The following is a 16419-nucleotide window of genomic DNA, read 5'->3' as shown; positions in this document are numbered from 1 at the left end:
AGGTGCATGTATGCAATAGCAAAAAGGGCATCAGAACTAACTCAGAACACACCGGAAGCTATAGAGAATGACCGTGATGCACAATTTATGAGCATTAACAACTCTAAAAAACCACTTCGACCTGAAGGGACTCTCTAAAAATGTTCATCATCTAAACCAACAATGCCAAGGCTAACCCAGTTTAACCAAAAACAGACAAAAATCCGTATAACCATCTTTCCCTAGTTGTTTATGCGCAACACACCCATGCTTACTGATTTGTTCAAGTAAAGAGCGCCCCTAGATATTAGTTTTTAGAAAAAATGAATCGTCCTAATTCGTGGTTTTACAGCTTGTAGTGCCATTTTTAAGAGGTGCTTAGCAGGAGTGATACGTATTCATCTATATATATCTCACTGATAAGAGAATGAAGTATCTCTCATTAAGAATTTTTTCTTCCTTTTGGCACTTGGGAGGACGTGATGAGGAGTGGTTTGGCGAAGCCATCCACGACGAAGAACGGACGAACGTGCCAATTCTTAACATTTCCAACTATACTTGTTCGTATCTAAACAAACCCCACATCATACCGGAAGCGGGTTGGAGTACAGAGGATGGTGGCAACTCTTCTCGAAGCATAGTTAAGTTGCAGAAGAGATGCAAAACCATTTTCTATGGAGCATATCGAAGCCTTTCATCGTTGTTCTTCTGAATCGTTCACTGAAGTTCATATGGTTCCTCAGAATAACTTCTTCCCAAACTTCAAAGAGAGGAAAACAAGGAATTCTCCCTTTTCATCAACAGGTAGGCAGATAGGTAGTATGTCATAACATAACGCATGACTAGTACCCTTGTCCGGTGTGTTGTACATAAGTACACGTGTCTAGCTTTTTCGCATAAAAAAGCCTACCCTCACTCCCGGTAATTCTATTATCCTTAACTCTAAAACCCCCTTTGACCTCAAAGGTCTATCTAAGACACTTCATAGTCTCAACCCTGCCTCCGGTGTTATACCTCTTAACACTACTCATACAAAGGTAAAGATTTACATTGAAAACAAGTAGGTTAAGTGATTTTCTAGGAAAATTCTTTGCCCAAATCCTTGACTTTCTCAGAAATTCTTTGTAACTTAAGCTTGTTTTCAAAACAGTCAGGCGAGAGGGAGTGCGTGTGTGACTCACACAACACCGAACGCTAGTTCGAGCATCTCCCTCGAGCCTGAGTATACATCGGAGACAAACAGAGATACGGATACTCTTAGAATTAAGTTACAAACATTTTGTATCGAGGGGGGGGGTGTTTTATGCTTTTTTTAAAAGACATCTACAGTACAGCACACCCCTATTAGGGAAATCCCCTTCACAGCCTCTCTGCTCCATCCTGCTCCGTGCAATACCGCTTCCGGTGTATGCTATAGTAATGTAGCATTTTGTAACAGCCAATAACAAAAGCAAGGGGATCCCAATCTTTTTGGTCCTTTTGTTTACTCCACACAGAAACAGTGAACATATGGTGTATCTGCGGATCAAACCCACAACAGAGGGATCTCCATTTGTTTGGCTCCATTTGTTATGTTTATGAAAGAACAGCCAGCGTCTTACATGAGAACAGCGCGAGAAAACATGAGAACAGTGTGAGAAACAGCGAATGCCTTACCCTTACTTCACACAAAAAGTAACGTTTGCGTGAAATGAGACCGGGAAAACACCCCCACAGCATCAGCAAAGGGGAAACCGCCCGCACATAGCTACACTAAAAGGGTTTCCTTTGATTTCCGCTTGGGCAAGGCGCCTTGTAAAAGTTGCGGGTGTGAAAAACGTTGTTTATTGTGTTGAAGCGTTCGGTCGCTTCGCTTCACTTCACTCCCTCCCAAGCTTCAAAAGGAACACGGGAGAATACGAGGACACGAGAATATCCGGACAAACTGCAGAGAAAAGCCTATGTTAGACAAAGTTTTGCCTGCCTTCAAACCTGAAGGCTTTTTCCTTGCTTACTAACAATATGCTGGAGGTTGAGTGAGAATAGGGGCAAATCTTTACTCTTCATCACTCTTGCGGTTTTAAGTTTTACTCATTAACTAAAATAACAAAAGGACCAAACAAATGTTTGATCCCTTCGTTGTTTTGTGGGTCTACAAATATACCACATATCTTCATGCAAAACAACAGTCATAGTAAAAATTCCCTAAATCCATGTGGAATTCACTTAATCCATCGTACTCCATGATCATCATCCTTACATCTTTAAAACACATGTGCTTCCGGTGTGTTAAACTTCACACTCCATGTTTGTGTCTACAATAGCATGAAAAGACATGCATCGTAGTGTTTTCTGATGGAATAGGGAGCATGCATGTAGAATTCGCCAGAAAGCATCTCTTTCTGGCGAATTTTAAGATGGGTAGGTTGAATTATCTTTTGGCGTTGCAATTACAACGTCTGGCAGAGAAAAATGCAACAGAGAGGAAATTTGGTGGCTTAAACGATGTATAGCATATAACCATAAGCTTTTAGTGTTGCATGGAGTCAGTAGGTTATAACAACCGGAAATTAACTTGTTAGACTTGTGAGTTCGCTTCCCCAGATGATAGTTACGTCTGGTTTCTCTGGCTTAACCTAGCATTGATACATGGAGTATCAATGTTGAAACGTTCGCTCGTGTAGGTCTCATTAATTCGACCTACACTCACTCCCAAGTTTCAAAAGGATGACGCACCAGTCATAAGTCAATCTTGTTCTGCCTTACTATGATATCAGCCGAAGCAAAAACATTTTGCATGCAGTAAGAGATTGTGCTGTGCAATCAATACTTAGCACCTGACGGCCATACTAATCTTGCGTTCAGTAGATTTAACATTGCGGCGTCCGTTTGTCTTGCCTCGTAATTATCGGCTTGCGACTGCACTCCCAAGCCGCAAAAGGTATAAAAAATTAGGATTAGGCAGGACAGCATAGATGACATTTTACATGCCTACTTATCCTCAGGACACCGGAAGCTATACTGAATATAGGTCAACATTTGATCATGCAGTAAAGAGATTGCTCGTGGCTATGACTGTAGAAACAGTAGAACAGGAGTCAGAGCATCATCAAACACAGTAATAGGACTATCTCATGGATTAAAAGTCATGCATGGAGTAGAAATTATGCATGCATGTTCCAAGTCAACACTCAGTCCTAAAAAGAATGTCCTACTCTCAGGCTATGTGAAGCAGCAACCATGCCATAGAACCGTTTGGAACAGTATGCAAAGCAACAACTGGCATTATGTTTCATGCCGCGTGCCTACATCATGGCGAGATATGGATAAGATGTGGAACTCAAGTGGGACATAGGGTATTCCGAACTAATCCGAGCCTTTCAAGTTTTCACAACTCAAACCCCAAACGCTCAAAATAGCACACATCGTATAATAGCCCGAAATTGACCTGTAACGAACGATCGTTATTTGAATGTAGATTTTAATTACTCAAAGAAGATAATTGCTGTAAGATACCTTAAAATGCGTCAAATGGCGTTTATCCCTTATTATCCAATTTTCTTTTCAGCAGTTTGGATATCCTGTCCCATTTGCAGTAATGGGTTAGTCTGTGGAGCATGAATGTTGCAAAACATATTGAAATAAGCAGGGCCATATTGGTTGCAAAACCACTCACGATAAGACCTTTGAACAGTCCAAACCTTCCAATATTATCGATTAGAGTATTATTGTTGTCATAACTCCAGCTATAACTTCCCCACTCAATGCAGCAATTGCTAATGCTTATTATACCATAAGAAAATCGGAACAAGTAGAGCCAAAGGATAAGCTTGAGTATCCATAGGTATATGTTACGCAGATTGAAATCTTCCAGTTTCATGATAGTCTTATGTTAGTTGATCTTTATTGACATAGTCTCTTCCTCTGTCTCGTCATCGTAGTAGTCAAGGAGATGCTTGATCTTTTGAGCTTCTTCAATCAGGTTGTCAAGTCTCACCTTTATCTCGCCTAGTCTATCCTTGTACATCGTATCACTTGTATTTAAGTTACATTTCCTGCGTTGATTCTCCATCACATTCTTGAAGTCTGTACATCTGTGTTCAAACTCGTCAGAGGTAAGAATCTCATAGTCTATTACTAACTCTGGGTACTCTACTTCAATCTTGTCCGGGGTGGTCTTAGTTATCTTCATAAAGGGTAAAGCTAGGCAAAAGAATCGGATTTCGAAGATACACTCCTTCTAGTGCTTTTTACCAAATTGGATAACTTTATCGTATGGGTGCTGTTTAAGGTGAAATATCTGAGAAAAAAAGGGCTAAAAAGTGGCATATGGAACTCTTTCTCTCTCTCTGCATGTTTATCCTTCAAGCTGTCTAGCTTTATCCTTTAGTTTCCATTCATAATTCCATCCGCTTAAGGATAATGTCCTTTCTGGCATACCAAACCTCTTGTTCATGTACTCTACGCGAGTTCTGAAGGCTATGGGTCGCCACAATGCAATGCAGTAAAGCTTTACTCCCGGATGCCGTATGCTCGTTTTCTTGCTAAAGAAGGCTTCCTTATGAAGTGGATGGTTAGGCAAAAAAGCAGAATGGGCTATCCTACATATCTCTCTATGGACGCTGAAAGCTTCTTTCTCATCCATCCCTACACGCAAAGCACTCTCTTTGATACATTGCTTCATCCAATCGTTCATATAGGAGCATTCATGTGGAGTATAGTACCTGTCTTTGCCTTCTAGAGATTGTCTATACATGTGCATATGCCTACGTACGTCTTTCTGGTAGGCACACTGGATCAAATTCTTCTCCTCCCTTGTAGTAGGATGAATTTGGAGCCTCCATCGTCTACGGTAGAAGCTATTCCCAGCATCAACCTTACGTCCTTCCCTAGATACCATCGGCACATCATTGTGCATACTCATGTAGAAACAGCCCATCGGTGATCCCATAAACAGAGTCCTCCCTTCACAGACTAAATGATGGTATAAGCGTTTCTTCATCTCATCGTAAAAGCAAGTAGGTTCTTCGCTGAACTCTCTCTCATATCCATGTTTGTAGTAGTAGTCCTGACAGTAGATCATTACATGCTGATTACTGCAACGTTTGTTGCGATAACTACGCGGATGAAGAGCTTTTTCTGTGATAATTGGATAACCATGTTCAAGGTAGAATCCCTTCTCAAGCATAATCTTGTTGTCTTTAGCAAGACAAAGATAATCACTGGAGGCAACCTATAAAAGCCGGGTGAAAGGACATCATATAGTGGCTACTAAGCCTGAACCTCTAATCGTTTACAATTACATCAAGCAAAACATGCAATCAAATCCTAAGAGAGCAAGAACGCTCCTGACCTTGTGAGATGTCAGAATTCTCTTGATTGGAAGATAAACTTAGGATAGCGATAGATAAGACAGGATTAGAGCAATTAAATAGTATAGAGGATGGTCAGGAAGAAGAAGAAGAAGAAGAAGAAGATGACGGAGTTTTTATTCCCAAACAATACAAGCTATCTCCTGCACTGGAACAGCTAAATGCATTGAGTAGGTCTATAAAAAGAGACGAAAAGATAGCACCAAAGCCAGAAGGACTGCAGAAAAAATGGTTGAACTTTATCAAAGACGGTATCCATTCATTTGTAAGCGGACTTATACCTGGCAAGAAAAAATTTGTTCCAGTTGACATTCGAATGCTATCTCCTTATCCTAAGAGCAGTACCGTGATACATAACCTTCCAAATCTTAGCATCAATCCATTTTCAACCCTGAGTACTACAAGAAATACTATTCACTAGTAATGGGAATCATACCCAAGAATGATGACAACATGGAGAATTTTTGCAAGGCAATTTTAATAAGAATGGACCCTGCCGATGCTTACTACAATGTATTATCTAAAAATGATTCTGCTAAAGCGGAAAAATTATACAACGAGTTAAAAGACTATATACGTTGCATGCAAGAAAAAAAATCTCCAATAACCGAAAAAGAGATGACCAGCATATGGATGATCAATGCCAATTATTATGCTAATATGGAATTTCAAAAGATACTAAAGGAGGAAATCATGCTTGGAATGAGTTGAAAGTTTGTTTCAGACATAATTGTGGATTGCTATGCAAATCGAAGATAGACCGTATTCAGTGGGATATGAAAGAAAAGAGGGTATGGATCATTGATCTAAAGACCTCTTCGCACAATCAAAGTCAGTTTGTGAGAGAGGTAGAAAGAGAAATGAACAGCTATCTACAACAATTAGCCTATTATACAATGGCAATGAAAGAAACATATCATATAAGTAATGACTGGACATCTGAGTACTATTTTATCTATATAGGCTCTCGTACATGCAATGTCTATTTAGTTCGTGTGGGAGAAATACTAGAAGACAGAATTTGGAAGATAGATGAAGATATTTGTGCCATCTATGAAAAGATAGAGAGAGGAGAGAATCAGTCTCGGGTAGAGAGGATTGGGGTGGACTTTGGAACAAGAGGTAGGTAGTGATCGCTATCCTTACATGCATTACAGGAATAATCTTAATACAAAGGCCATTAAATAATGGCTAAATAAAGGAACAGGAAAAAATGGTCTGGTTCCAACTGGAAGAGAACTTCGACCGAATCCATGATAGAATCATCACAAATGGAGCATTCTACCTGGCAGGTACAGCTTTTGCTGCCCTAATCACTTACGGATATGTCAGTTAAATCACCAATTCCTCTGATTGTCTTTTCATACTACAAATACAACTTAATCTTCTTTTTGAGAAGACAAGTCTTCTTCCAATGCTTGTGGATCTTCACCGTATTCGTTCTTTCCTACCTGTCCCTTAGCACACAAAAGCCATAGTTCATAAAGTGGGATAAATTGCCACCAACCGTTATGTCCTAAATCGTGGCAACGTTTAGCTCGTTGAGCAAACAGAAACCAAAACAAGACTATCCACAGAAGGAAGAATCTCGATCCTAGCATACAAAAGCTTAAAAAAACAGTTAGAAAGCTCATGATAAACTCCTTTCTACTGATTCGTCCTCTAAACGAGAAGAATCCTTTCAATGTCTTAAAAATGGTTGTCAATATATCCTGCATACTGTTAGTCTTGAATTTATAGCTCATCATAATGGAATAAAAGTACTTTCATCTTATAGAAGGATTTCTATTGATTTTTCATAGAAATTTTCAATATCTCTTTCATAAACTCTAAAAGCAGTTCCGTGATTTCGCGCGGAAGTCACCTCATCGTGAAGACGTAAATCAATGAGCAACTGTTTATTCTCAAACCTACTTCGCAAAATGCCTTTAGTTGTTCCACCTGTTAAAAGTTTCGCCTGATCAAAATGAAAATATTCATCCATACCTATCTTTTTAGAATTCGCCTTGACAAGTAAAACATTTTTTACTTTCTCTTCAAATTTCTCTTCAATAGTTTCCAATAGCCAAGATACAACAATTGAGCCGTCAATGTGACGAACTTCAACCATTTCATCATCGACATGAAAAAATAAACCTGCCCTATTGGGTTTAGCCATCATCGTATAGTATATGCCCAGTCTCCCCATTTTTATCTTTTTTTCCGTATTTCTTGATAGCATCCAATGGATCCATTTTCCAAACCTTTTTATTAAAAGTAAAGAGCGTAATCATATTTTTCGAATTCCTCCGAATAGCTTTCAACTCTATTTCTCCCAAATCTGGCAAAGGAATATTATTCTCAGTAATTCCCAGAAGAGTCTCCAGAGTTTTACCAATCCCAGTTGAATGTTTCCGCAAGCTCTTAATGAAACATTGTGCTTTGATAGCTACTAATCTATCCTGAATCTCTTCGAGTGTCATATGAATACAAATTCTACTCTTTGTTTCCTACAACAATGTATTCAAAAGACATTGTTTTGTCTTTTTCTCCTACTCTGTTACTAGGAGAATTTTTTGACGGCATTACTTTATTCGAAATATCTCTAACCAAAATCTCTTTGATAGACATTCCACATTTCTCCATCATCTCTGCAGTAATCTGGTCTGTTGGGATTTCAATACCTTTCACTCGTCTATTCCCAACCACATAACAAGCTATACCATTCTTCGGCAATTGATTCAAAACATTTTCTAAAATAATCAAGTACTCATTAAAAAAGTATAGGACTTCGATGCTTCTGGATTCATCTTGATGTTTGATCAGTTCAAGTGTATCGTTTAAAATCTTATTTTCCAATAGTCCTTTTGCAATAGAACGCTTTCTCCCAACTGACTGCTTGTCTATCCTATATTCTGACGAAATATTGATACAATCATTCACCCATTCCAACCCAAAACTGGAGAATTCACCGTAAGCGACAGTCGTATGGCTATCCCCATAGGGAGGCGATGTGATAATCAAATCGTATTCCAAGTGATATTGACCTATATTTTCTGAAGTATCAAAGAAATGACGTGGAGAAAGAATTTCCTTATCTGATTCTTTGATGACTTCTAAAATAGTTTCCAAATGATTACAAAATCTTCTCATTACTTCATCTTTCCTCTTCTCTATTTTGTCAGCTTTGATACGATATCGTTTAAACTCTCCCTTCCGTGTATAGGATTGATCACGACATACCAAAGCAAAACAAGTCTTTAGAAGTTCAGGGTAATGATATGAACCGTGCTTCAAGCAATACCGAATCCTACCCAAGCTATTTTGAACTGATTGACTATACCAGTAATCTATATTTTTGATTTCTGGTATGTCAACTTTTTCGCATTTTTTAATTTCACTTTGAATCTCTTTGATGTCCTTTTCTAAAAGTTCTAAATCGTAGTTCGTTGTTTTTGCTTTGGAAATTAATAGGGCAAATGGATTTATATCAAATCCATAGGATGGATAACCTTTTAACCCTGATTGTAGCAGTGACACTCCACTTCCAGAAAAAGGATCTAAAATCACAGAATTTTTATTGGCATATTGATCAATTAAATAGTCTACGAGCAAAGGATGAAGCATAGCTGGATAAGGATGAATCTTTTGTCGCCCCTGACGAAGTGGCTCACCCTTGAAAGATAAAAACTTGCTATATGTCTGCTCGTATAACATCCCAAATTCCTATTCAAATGCCTTGTCTAGTTCTTCTCTTGAAAATCCTAAATGATCTTTGAGAAGATATACGTCCTGCTTTTTAATCTGATGATAAATCGTTCTCATGCTATTCTCCATACTGTTTAATGGATATGAAAATAGTTCCTTATTCTTTTCATCCCGTTTCGGATGAATTTCCCTATATAGGACCCTCTACTAGACTGAACGACATTAGGCTGAATCGCTTCCTGTTTTTCTTGATCTTGATTGGAAACATTGACTATCTGTTTTCCCTTCACAGTTTCTTCCTCCACAATTAACTCCTCCTTCGTCTGATCCTCTTTCTGTTCTAATGAAATAACCTCATGAGTAGCTTTAAGAGTAGTCTTAGGAGCAGCCTTAAGGGCTTTCTTTCGTTGGCTAACTGATCCGATGGATTGAATGCTTTTTTGTAATGACGCCTTCATTTTATCCTTATCCTTATTACAAGAACGAATCAGTTCATCCAAACAGTCATGATCTCCGTGCGTTGAAACATATTCAAATACCTTGTCCAGTTCTTCTCCTGAAAATCCTAAATAATCTTTGAGAAAGTAATGGATACTTTGCTTATCCTGATGAAATGTCTTGACCTCCTGCTGTAATTGCTTAGATAGCTTATCCTGATTCTGCTTAGACAATTCTTCTTTCCACCCCCTAATCTCATTCCTCAAAGCTTTGAGAGCATAGGTCTTCGGGTTCTTCTTAGTTTTGACATAATCCAAAAGAACAGGAGTAATCAATATTCGTCCTTGTCTCCTTGCTTTCTCTACGTCAATAAGCAAGTTATAATACTTACTTTTCAGTTCCTGTTCGGTAAAGCCTAATGAAACAAAGAAATGCTGCTCCTCTGGCAAGAGTACATCTGAAAGAACAACTGTTCTACACAGGTCTTTGTATTCCAATATGCTATTACGATTCTCTGAACGATAGACAGGGGTAAAGGTGATAGCCACAACTTTCTTCCTGCCTCCTTTGGGATTAGTACGTTCTTTCTCATGTTCTAGCTGATAGGTGAAGCTGTATGGAGATTTCAAATCTAGCTCCCTTTGAGCTGGTTCTACAACATACCTAATGAAAGCTCCTAGACCTTTATATTTATTTTCTAACTTAAACATAGCCTTTAAGTTCTCTATGCTGTAGGTCAAAGCTTGTTTCTGCCCAGAGATTAATTCATAGAACCTCATAGCATAAACACTTTGGAACGCCATTGCTGTTTTCAGTTCATACTTCCTATAACCTTTAGAAAAATCCAATAAGGCTTCGTAGACTTCCTGATGCAAAGTAAAAGTTACAATACGGCGATGTTTGTATACTTTCGGCTTAATAACTAATGCAAATGATTCCCATATTTTATCGTTCTCACGTATTATTTTTTTATCCTGTAATGAACAAAGAGCCTTTTTGACACGACTATGATGTTTATCCTCTTCATTCATCAATAACACTGAAGAAAATGGAAGAACAATGTCAATATATTCATTTAACTTCCTATTGATTGAGAAATTCTTATCCAGCTTTTTCCCTGTCAGTTCAGATTGGAAACATTCCACTATCCCATACAAAATACGTTTTTCATAGACAGAGAAATCATATCTAGCTGTGGTCAGAATGTAAGACTGAATAACATCCTTGTTATTTAAAGATGGGTTTAAGACTATGCTATTCACCATCTTCTCTTGTACTTGCAATTCTTTCATTTAACGAAAATCATACACAAATATGGTAAAAAAATAAAGTATCCAATTCCTAACTTTACTCTTCAATAAAGTATCCAATTCCTAACTTTACTCTTCAACTTTAACGATATAACTTGCTGAATACCAGTTGCTAACATCTGTTTTTTTTTGCAAGTGATAAGTTATATCAATAATAAGTTAAAACAATCATAAGTAGATTGTAACAGATTTTTAAATAATCAAAATCAAAAAATCGAGAACAACGGAACCCAAACAACCAAACAACTAAAAAGAAAAATCACCCCCATTTCGGTGTCCCCCTAAAAAGAAAAAAGCAACGAATTATGAGAACTCGTTGCTAATAGTTTTTTGCTATCTAATAGTTAGCATTAATACGAACTAGCTGATATCATTGCGGCTGTTATAATTGTGTTAAGTATTGCACTGGCTATTGCAATTCCCCAGTAAATATGCCAATGAAATTTTACAGTAGATTCTACTGATTTTACATTATCGTTTACGGATTTGACATTATAATTAATATCACTTAATTCTTTGTACAATGTCAAATTATTTTGATTGTTTTGTACTTGGTTTGTTTCTTCAGTATAACCTGTTTGTTCCATTCTAGGAGCTGAAAATGCTGATTCCATACAAAGAATAAGCGATAAGAATACAATAATTTTTTTCATATTATTAATAATTTTAATTATCAATTAGCAGTGATTATTTTTTTTAATGCTTATTCGGCATTAGCAGAAATTTGAACATTTGAACCTTTATTATTCCGTTTCCCATATCCAAGTTCGTATTCAAATTTTTTGGTTTGCCAGACAATGATGAAGTTAATTCCAATAGTTTCTGTTGATTGAATTGTAGGAGTATTTTCTACATCTACATCTTCATATTTAAATTTTGTATTTAAAAAATGAAAAAATGGAATATCTATACCAAAAGTCTCTGTTTCCTTAAGTATTTGTTGTGGTTGTCCGAATCCTTTTGTTCCAATAAGCATGGAGCAAACAATGAATGATAAAATAATTTTTTTCATACTGTTGAATTTTTAAATTCATTAATTATTTCGTTAAATAATTAAACCAATCTGTGTGATTGGCAATATAATTTATGATGATTAAAAAAATGAACACTGCACAAAGAATACCCATTGTAGCAGTAAAGAATTTCATAAAAAGTTTCATTTCTATTCAAAAGTGTAATTGTAAGCTTACAAAGAAAAGTAATTACATTTAATATTCAATGAAAACGTAAATGGCTTACGTCGTAATTGAATCATGCTATTGCGTAATAGTTATGAAAACAAGCTTAAGCTACATAAAGAGAGCTTATTAATCCGTGAAGCTGAGAAGGTCGCACGCAGTAAGGACACCGAAGCTGAAGTAGAGATCAAGCGAACAAGTAAAGCGAGCAAAAGTATTCTCTATACGCAGACTTATAACAGCATGTTAGTTCTCTACTAAAGTTAAAGTGCTGCTTATAATGACGAAGCTAATCTTACTAACAGAAACCGAAGGTTAATATCTCTTAGTAACAAGTAAATCTGATGCATTACAACTCTTAATACATTTAGTAAAGATTGCACCACATGTAACTTGAAATATACGGTGCTAGATGACTCAAAAGTTCGAACGAAGTGATACCTTGTTTATTCCCTATACAGTTAGGGAAATCATGCATAGAAAGAGCCAAACTGTGAATCGATTACTGATTCCGAAGTTGTAAACTTTACTCGCAATTGATAAAAAACAATTTATTTTTCTTCTTCAACTAACACGTTCTGTTTTTTAGTTCCTTCTTTATTTCCACATCCACATCCATTATCACAGTAATATTTTTGATAGTAAGCATCTGCTTCTCTATCAAAAACTTCTCTTGTTGGAGTTCCTTCCTTTCCATACTTTGCATCCAGCATTGCATTAACTGTAGGTAGCTGTCTGATCTTATCCATATCTATCTTTGCCGTTCTATCTTCCTGTTCAGTGTTCCTATAGGAAGCATACTGAAGCTTTGCCTGTTTTGACAATTTCTGCTTCCAATTTTCTTCGTCCCAGCTCTCTAATATGTTCTGCAAAGGTTCCAAAGCAAGACATTTGGAAGCCATGTCTATTGGGCTATGTCCTGTATCAATGCTGAGTGGATCATAAAACCATAGTGAGAAATCTTCTACATGTTCTATGAACTGAGTTGTGTTAAGTCTATACTCAACTGTAATATTAAAAGACCAACTAAGCCTATAGTAACAGCCGTATTCCTTTATCACATCCTTCCAATTAGATGGATCTACTTCTATGTTAGCGTAGAAGACACGAAGAAAAACTTTATTACCATCCATCACTCTGATATCAAAAGATGGAGGTTTGCAGCTGCTAAAGGAATAGAGATCGTGGTGATAACGATACTGTCTGTCCTCCCCAGAAAAGCCTATGACATAGTAATCTTCGCCGTAACCATCAATGACATAACGCAGAAAGTTAACTTCATGTGATGTTCGATCTGAAAGACCTTCCTTCCAATTGAGATGTGTCTTATCGGTTTTGAGTTGGTAGCTCATGGTGAGCTAATTTACATGAAACTTGTATCCTACTTCTAATCCAAAGTTTCCATATCTATATCTGTAATTGTAATTATAATCATTATAGCCTGTACTATTTCTCCAGCAATTTACACCTACTTCTGCTTTCGGAAATAAATATAACCCATTCGAGAATGTATGATTATAACCGGCTGTCATTGACGCTGAACTAGATAATGGAAAATCTCTAGTTATACTTACGACTGCTTTTGGAGATAAATACAACCCATTCGAGAATGTATGATCATAACCAGCTGTCATTGACGCTGAAGGAGATAATTGAAAACCTCTAGTTATACCTACGACTGCTTTTGGAGATAAATACAACCCATTCGAGAAAGTGTACTTATATCCAGTGTTCATTGATATATTGGTGGAGATTGTCGGGTATAACAAGCTGGAGATATCGAACCCTGCAAAAACTTTATTTTTAGGGTTATTACACGAATTATGAAATTCAACTCCAGTGTTAATACTAATGTCATTATTATGAAAAGTTATAGTATCAACTGTAGTGCTACTAACTATCCTGAATACACCATTAAATACATCATTATTCAAAGCTAAATGGGCTGAAACATTTTTAGTGTCGTACACTACGCTCTCTCTTCTGAATATTCCGCCAATTCTAGCTCTAGTTTCTTCATTATGATAAAAATCATAAAATTCAGTTTCAATTCCACTACCAGTCACACCTATACCTATAGAAACTGTCAATGTATCTATACCTTTAGTTTCTTCTTTCGAAGCGGATCCAGTAAAATTAGCACGAACATTGTCTATAAAATCTGTAAAATGATTTTTCACATCACCAACATATACAATACTGTCATCAGTTAATCCTTCGGCTTCATTATCTGCAGAACCCTTGATATATTCATTATCTCTCAAACGAGGATGTTCTACCAAAAAATAATGCTGTCCACATTTTAATTCACCATACCGAATAGCCTTTAGATAATCTAATGTTGTTTCAGCTTGTAATCCTAAAACAAATACAGATAAAAATATAAGTGTTAAAAATCTTTTCATTGTTCCAATTAATTTATTGTTCATCAGAAGTTATCTGTTCTTCTGCAAGGAAACGATAATCTACGACCTTTTTTACCAAAATATCTATCTCTTTCTTGCCTAGATATTCGACTGTAAAGCTTCTTATTTTGTCCCCTTTTCCAGCTTGCTCTATTTTCTTCTTCAGCTTCTGGTAATCACTTACCCAGCCCCAGCCACCAACAAACCAATGATATCTCCACCAATCGACCGGATCATGAAGGCGATACAATGTCTCTCCGTTCTCATTAGATAAAAACTGGATTTGAAACCTTGAGGAAATATGATACGGATGGTAGTAGACTTTCGTTCCATCATCAAATATCAATGTAATGCTTCTAGCTCCAGCTCCGAAGCAAATCACAGAAAATAAAATAAGAGTTAATAGTTTTTTCATTACAACACAATATTTAATTGTTTATACATCTTTTTCATATCAACCTACTGGGTCAGTTCAATGGATATGAAAATACTTCTTTATTCTTTTCATCCCGTTTCGGATGAATTTCCCTATACCTATATAAGACGACCTTCCACTAGGTTGAACGACACTAGTATAAGTCTTTTCCTGTTTTTCTTGATCTTGATTGGAAACATTGACTATCTGTTTTCCCTTCACAGTTTCTTCCTCCACAATTAACTCCTCCTTCGTCTGATCATTTCTCTGTTCTAATGAAGTAACCTCATGAGTAGCTTTAAGAGTAGTCTTAGGAGCAGCCTTAAGTGCTTTCTTTCGTTGGCTAACTGATCCGATGGATTGAATGCTTTTTTGTAATGAAGCCTTCATTTTATCCTTATCCTTATTACAAGAACGAATCAGTTCATCCAAACAGTCATGATCTCCGTGCGTTGAAACATATTCAAATACCTTGTCCAGTTCTTCTCCTGAAAATCCTAAATAATCTTTGAGAAAGTAATGGATACTTTGCTTATCCTGATGAAATGTCTTGACCTCCTGCTGTAATTGCTTAGATAGCTTATCCTGATTCTGCTTAGACAATTCTTCTTTCCACCCCCTAATCTCATTCCTCAAAGCTTTGAGAGCATAGGTCTTCGGGTTCTTCTTATTTTTGGAATAGTCCAAAAGAACAGGAGTAATCAATATTCGTCCTTGTCTCCTTGCTTTCTCTACGTCAATAAGCAAATTGTAATACTTACTTTTCAATTCATGTTCGGTAAAGCCTAATGAAACAAAGAAATGCTGCTCCTCTGGCAAGAGTACATCTGAAAGAACGACTGTTCTGCATAAGTCTTTATATTCCAATATACTATTACGATTCTCTGAACGATAGACAGGTATAAAAGTTATACCTGTAATTTTTTTCCTGCCTACATGTTGTTTACGTTCCTCCTCGTATTCCAGTTCATAGGTGAAGCTGTATGGAGATTTCAAATCCAACTCCTTTTGAGCCTGCTCAATAACACGTGAAATAAAAACACCTACATTTTTATATTTATTTTCTAACCGAAACATAGCTTTTATATTCGCTATACTATATGTCAATGGATGCTTCTGCCCAGAAAGAAGTTCATAAAACCGCATTGAATAGACACTTCTAAAAGACATTGCCGTTTCCAATTCGTACTTACGATAACCTTTGGAAAAATCCATTACAAATTCATAAACTTTTGGATGCAAACGAAACTGTACGATACGACTGTAATGTAATATAACCGGAAAAGCTAACAGTGATATACTTTCCCACCTTTCTTTGGTTTCATATTGTATAATTTCCCTTTGCAAATCCATTAGAGCCATTTTTATTTGGATATAATGCTTGTCCTTTACATTTGGTCTAAAGCAAGAAATAGGCATGCTAATCAATGGCAAACCTGAAGAATCATGTTCAATTGAAAAATTCTTATCCAACTTTTTCCCTTGAAGTAAAGCTTGAAAGTACTCCACAATTCTATACAGAATACGCTTCTGATATATAGAAAAATTATACTTTGCTGTTGTCAGGATATACGACTGAATAACGTCCTTATTCATCAAGGACGGTTTTAAGGCAATTAAATTTTTACCCTCTCGTTCTGATGACGAAATTTCCAT

19 protein-coding genes are annotated in these 16419 nt (G+C 36.7%); 5 read left to right on the top strand and 14 right to left on the bottom strand.

Annotated features, from left to right (window positions below):
• The first annotated feature begins 6 nt into the window (after positions 1-6).
• Positions 7-138 (top strand): hypothetical protein, encoded by a 132-nt coding sequence (locus tag CFPG_RS05715; RefSeq protein ID WP_265348085.1) that lies wholly within the window; start codon positions 7-9, stop codon positions 136-138.
• A gap of 3358 nt (positions 139-3496) precedes the next feature.
• On the opposite strand, the gene CFPG_RS05405 is transcribed toward CFPG_RS05715, so the two are convergent.
• The 3 genes from CFPG_RS05405 to CFPG_RS04575 all read right to left on the bottom strand — a co-directional run bounded on the left by CFPG_RS05405 (position 3497) and on the right by CFPG_RS04575 (position 5146).
• Positions 3497-3838, bottom strand: coding sequence for a hypothetical protein (locus CFPG_RS05405; RefSeq protein WP_012573002.1), 342 nt, complete (start codon positions 3836-3838; stop codon positions 3497-3499).
• A 12-nt stretch (positions 3839-3850) separates the two neighbouring features.
• A complete protein-coding gene (locus CFPG_RS05710) occupies positions 3851-4030 on the bottom strand; it encodes a hypothetical protein (protein WP_265348084.1) in 180 nt (59 codons plus the stop codon).
• Positions 4031-4315: 285 nt separating this feature from the next.
• Complete coding sequence (locus CFPG_RS04575; RefSeq protein WP_012573000.1) at positions 4316-5146, bottom strand: hypothetical protein; 831 nt, start codon at positions 5144-5146, stop codon at positions 4316-4318.
• A gap of 191 nt (positions 5147-5337) precedes the next feature.
• Here CFPG_RS04575 and CFPG_RS04570 point away from each other — a divergent pair, with 191 nt between their 5' ends.
• The 4 genes from CFPG_RS04570 to CFPG_RS05705 all read left to right on the top strand — a co-directional run bounded on the left by CFPG_RS04570 (position 5338) and on the right by CFPG_RS05705 (position 6666).
• Positions 5338-5751: a hypothetical protein gene (locus CFPG_RS04570; protein ID WP_012572999.1), complete on the top strand. Its 414-nt coding sequence runs from the start codon at positions 5338-5340 to the stop codon at positions 5749-5751.
• Positions 5752-5783: 32 nt separating this feature from the next.
• Complete coding sequence (locus CFPG_RS04565; protein WP_265348083.1) at positions 5784-6041, top strand: hypothetical protein; 258 nt, start codon at positions 5784-5786, stop codon at positions 6039-6041.
• Positions 6038-6460 (top strand): PD-(D/E)XK nuclease family protein, encoded by a 423-nt coding sequence (locus CFPG_RS04560; protein WP_265348082.1) that lies wholly within the window; start codon positions 6038-6040, stop codon positions 6458-6460. The genes CFPG_RS04565 and CFPG_RS04560 overlap by 4 nt, the downstream gene beginning before the upstream one ends.
• Before the next feature lie 83 nt (positions 6461-6543).
• Positions 6544-6666: a hypothetical protein gene (locus tag CFPG_RS05705; protein WP_265348081.1), complete on the top strand. Its 123-nt coding sequence runs from the start codon at positions 6544-6546 to the stop codon at positions 6664-6666.
• A gap of 43 nt (positions 6667-6709) precedes the next feature.
• Here the strand turns inward: CFPG_RS05705 and CFPG_RS04555 are convergent, their stop codons facing one another.
• The 11 genes from CFPG_RS04555 to CFPG_RS05210 all read right to left on the bottom strand — a co-directional run bounded on the left by CFPG_RS04555 (position 6710) and on the right by CFPG_RS05210 (position 16419).
• Positions 6710-7078 (bottom strand): DUF805 domain-containing protein, encoded by a 369-nt coding sequence (locus CFPG_RS04555; RefSeq protein ID WP_012572996.1) that lies wholly within the window; start codon positions 7076-7078, stop codon positions 6710-6712.
• 23 nt (positions 7079-7101) lie between these two features.
• Positions 7102-7491 (bottom strand): MvaI/BcnI family restriction endonuclease, encoded by a 390-nt coding sequence (locus tag CFPG_RS05700; RefSeq protein WP_265348080.1) that lies wholly within the window; start codon positions 7489-7491, stop codon positions 7102-7104.
• Positions 7481-7792, bottom strand: a complete 312-nt coding sequence (locus CFPG_RS05695; RefSeq protein WP_265348079.1) for an MvaI/BcnI family restriction endonuclease — start codon at positions 7790-7792, stop codon at positions 7481-7483. Before CFPG_RS05695 ends, CFPG_RS05700 begins: the two co-directional genes overlap by 11 nt.
• 13 nt (positions 7793-7805) lie before the next feature.
• The gene (locus CFPG_RS04545) at positions 7806-9026 is read right to left on the bottom strand and encodes a DNA methyltransferase (RefSeq protein WP_012572995.1); all 1221 of its coding nucleotides are present in this window, start codon (positions 9024-9026) and stop codon (positions 7806-7808) included.
• 125 nt (positions 9027-9151) lie between these two features.
• Positions 9152-10747 carry a replication initiation protein gene (locus CFPG_RS05215; protein ID WP_012572994.1) on the bottom strand — a complete coding sequence of 532 codons (1596 nt, stop codon included), beginning with the start codon at positions 10745-10747 and terminating at the stop codon, positions 9152-9154.
• A gap of 368 nt (positions 10748-11115) precedes the next feature.
• The gene (locus CFPG_RS04535; RefSeq protein ID WP_012572993.1) at positions 11116-11418 is read right to left on the bottom strand and encodes a hypothetical protein; all 303 of its coding nucleotides are present in this window, start codon (positions 11416-11418) and stop codon (positions 11116-11118) included.
• A gap of 50 nt (positions 11419-11468) precedes the next feature.
• Complete coding sequence (locus CFPG_RS04530) at positions 11469-11777, bottom strand: hypothetical protein (RefSeq protein ID WP_012572992.1); 309 nt, start codon at positions 11775-11777, stop codon at positions 11469-11471.
• A gap of 717 nt (positions 11778-12494) precedes the next feature.
• Positions 12495-13295, bottom strand: a complete 801-nt coding sequence (locus CFPG_RS04525; RefSeq protein WP_012572991.1) for a hypothetical protein — start codon at positions 13293-13295, stop codon at positions 12495-12497.
• A 6-nt stretch (positions 13296-13301) separates the two neighbouring features.
• The gene (locus CFPG_RS04520; RefSeq protein WP_012572990.1) at positions 13302-14372 is read right to left on the bottom strand and encodes a hypothetical protein; all 1071 of its coding nucleotides are present in this window, start codon (positions 14370-14372) and stop codon (positions 13302-13304) included.
• On the bottom strand, positions 14362-14763 hold the full coding sequence (locus CFPG_RS04515) for a hypothetical protein (protein WP_012572989.1): 402 nt from the start codon (positions 14761-14763) through the stop codon (positions 14362-14364). Before CFPG_RS04515 ends, CFPG_RS04520 begins: the two co-directional genes overlap by 11 nt.
• A 57-nt stretch (positions 14764-14820) precedes the next feature.
• Positions 14821-16419, bottom strand: coding sequence for a replication initiation protein (locus tag CFPG_RS05210; protein WP_012572988.1), 1599 nt, complete (start codon positions 16417-16419; stop codon positions 14821-14823).

Origin of the sequence: Candidatus Azobacteroides pseudotrichonymphae genomovar. CFP2 (genome assembly GCF_000010645.1) — a bacterium.
GTDB classification, from domain to species: Bacteria; Bacteroidota; Bacteroidia; order Bacteroidales; family Azobacteroidaceae; genus Azobacteroides; species Azobacteroides pseudotrichonymphae.
Note: the sequence above shows the minus strand (reverse complement) of the source record. Positions and strands in the feature narration are given on the sequence as shown.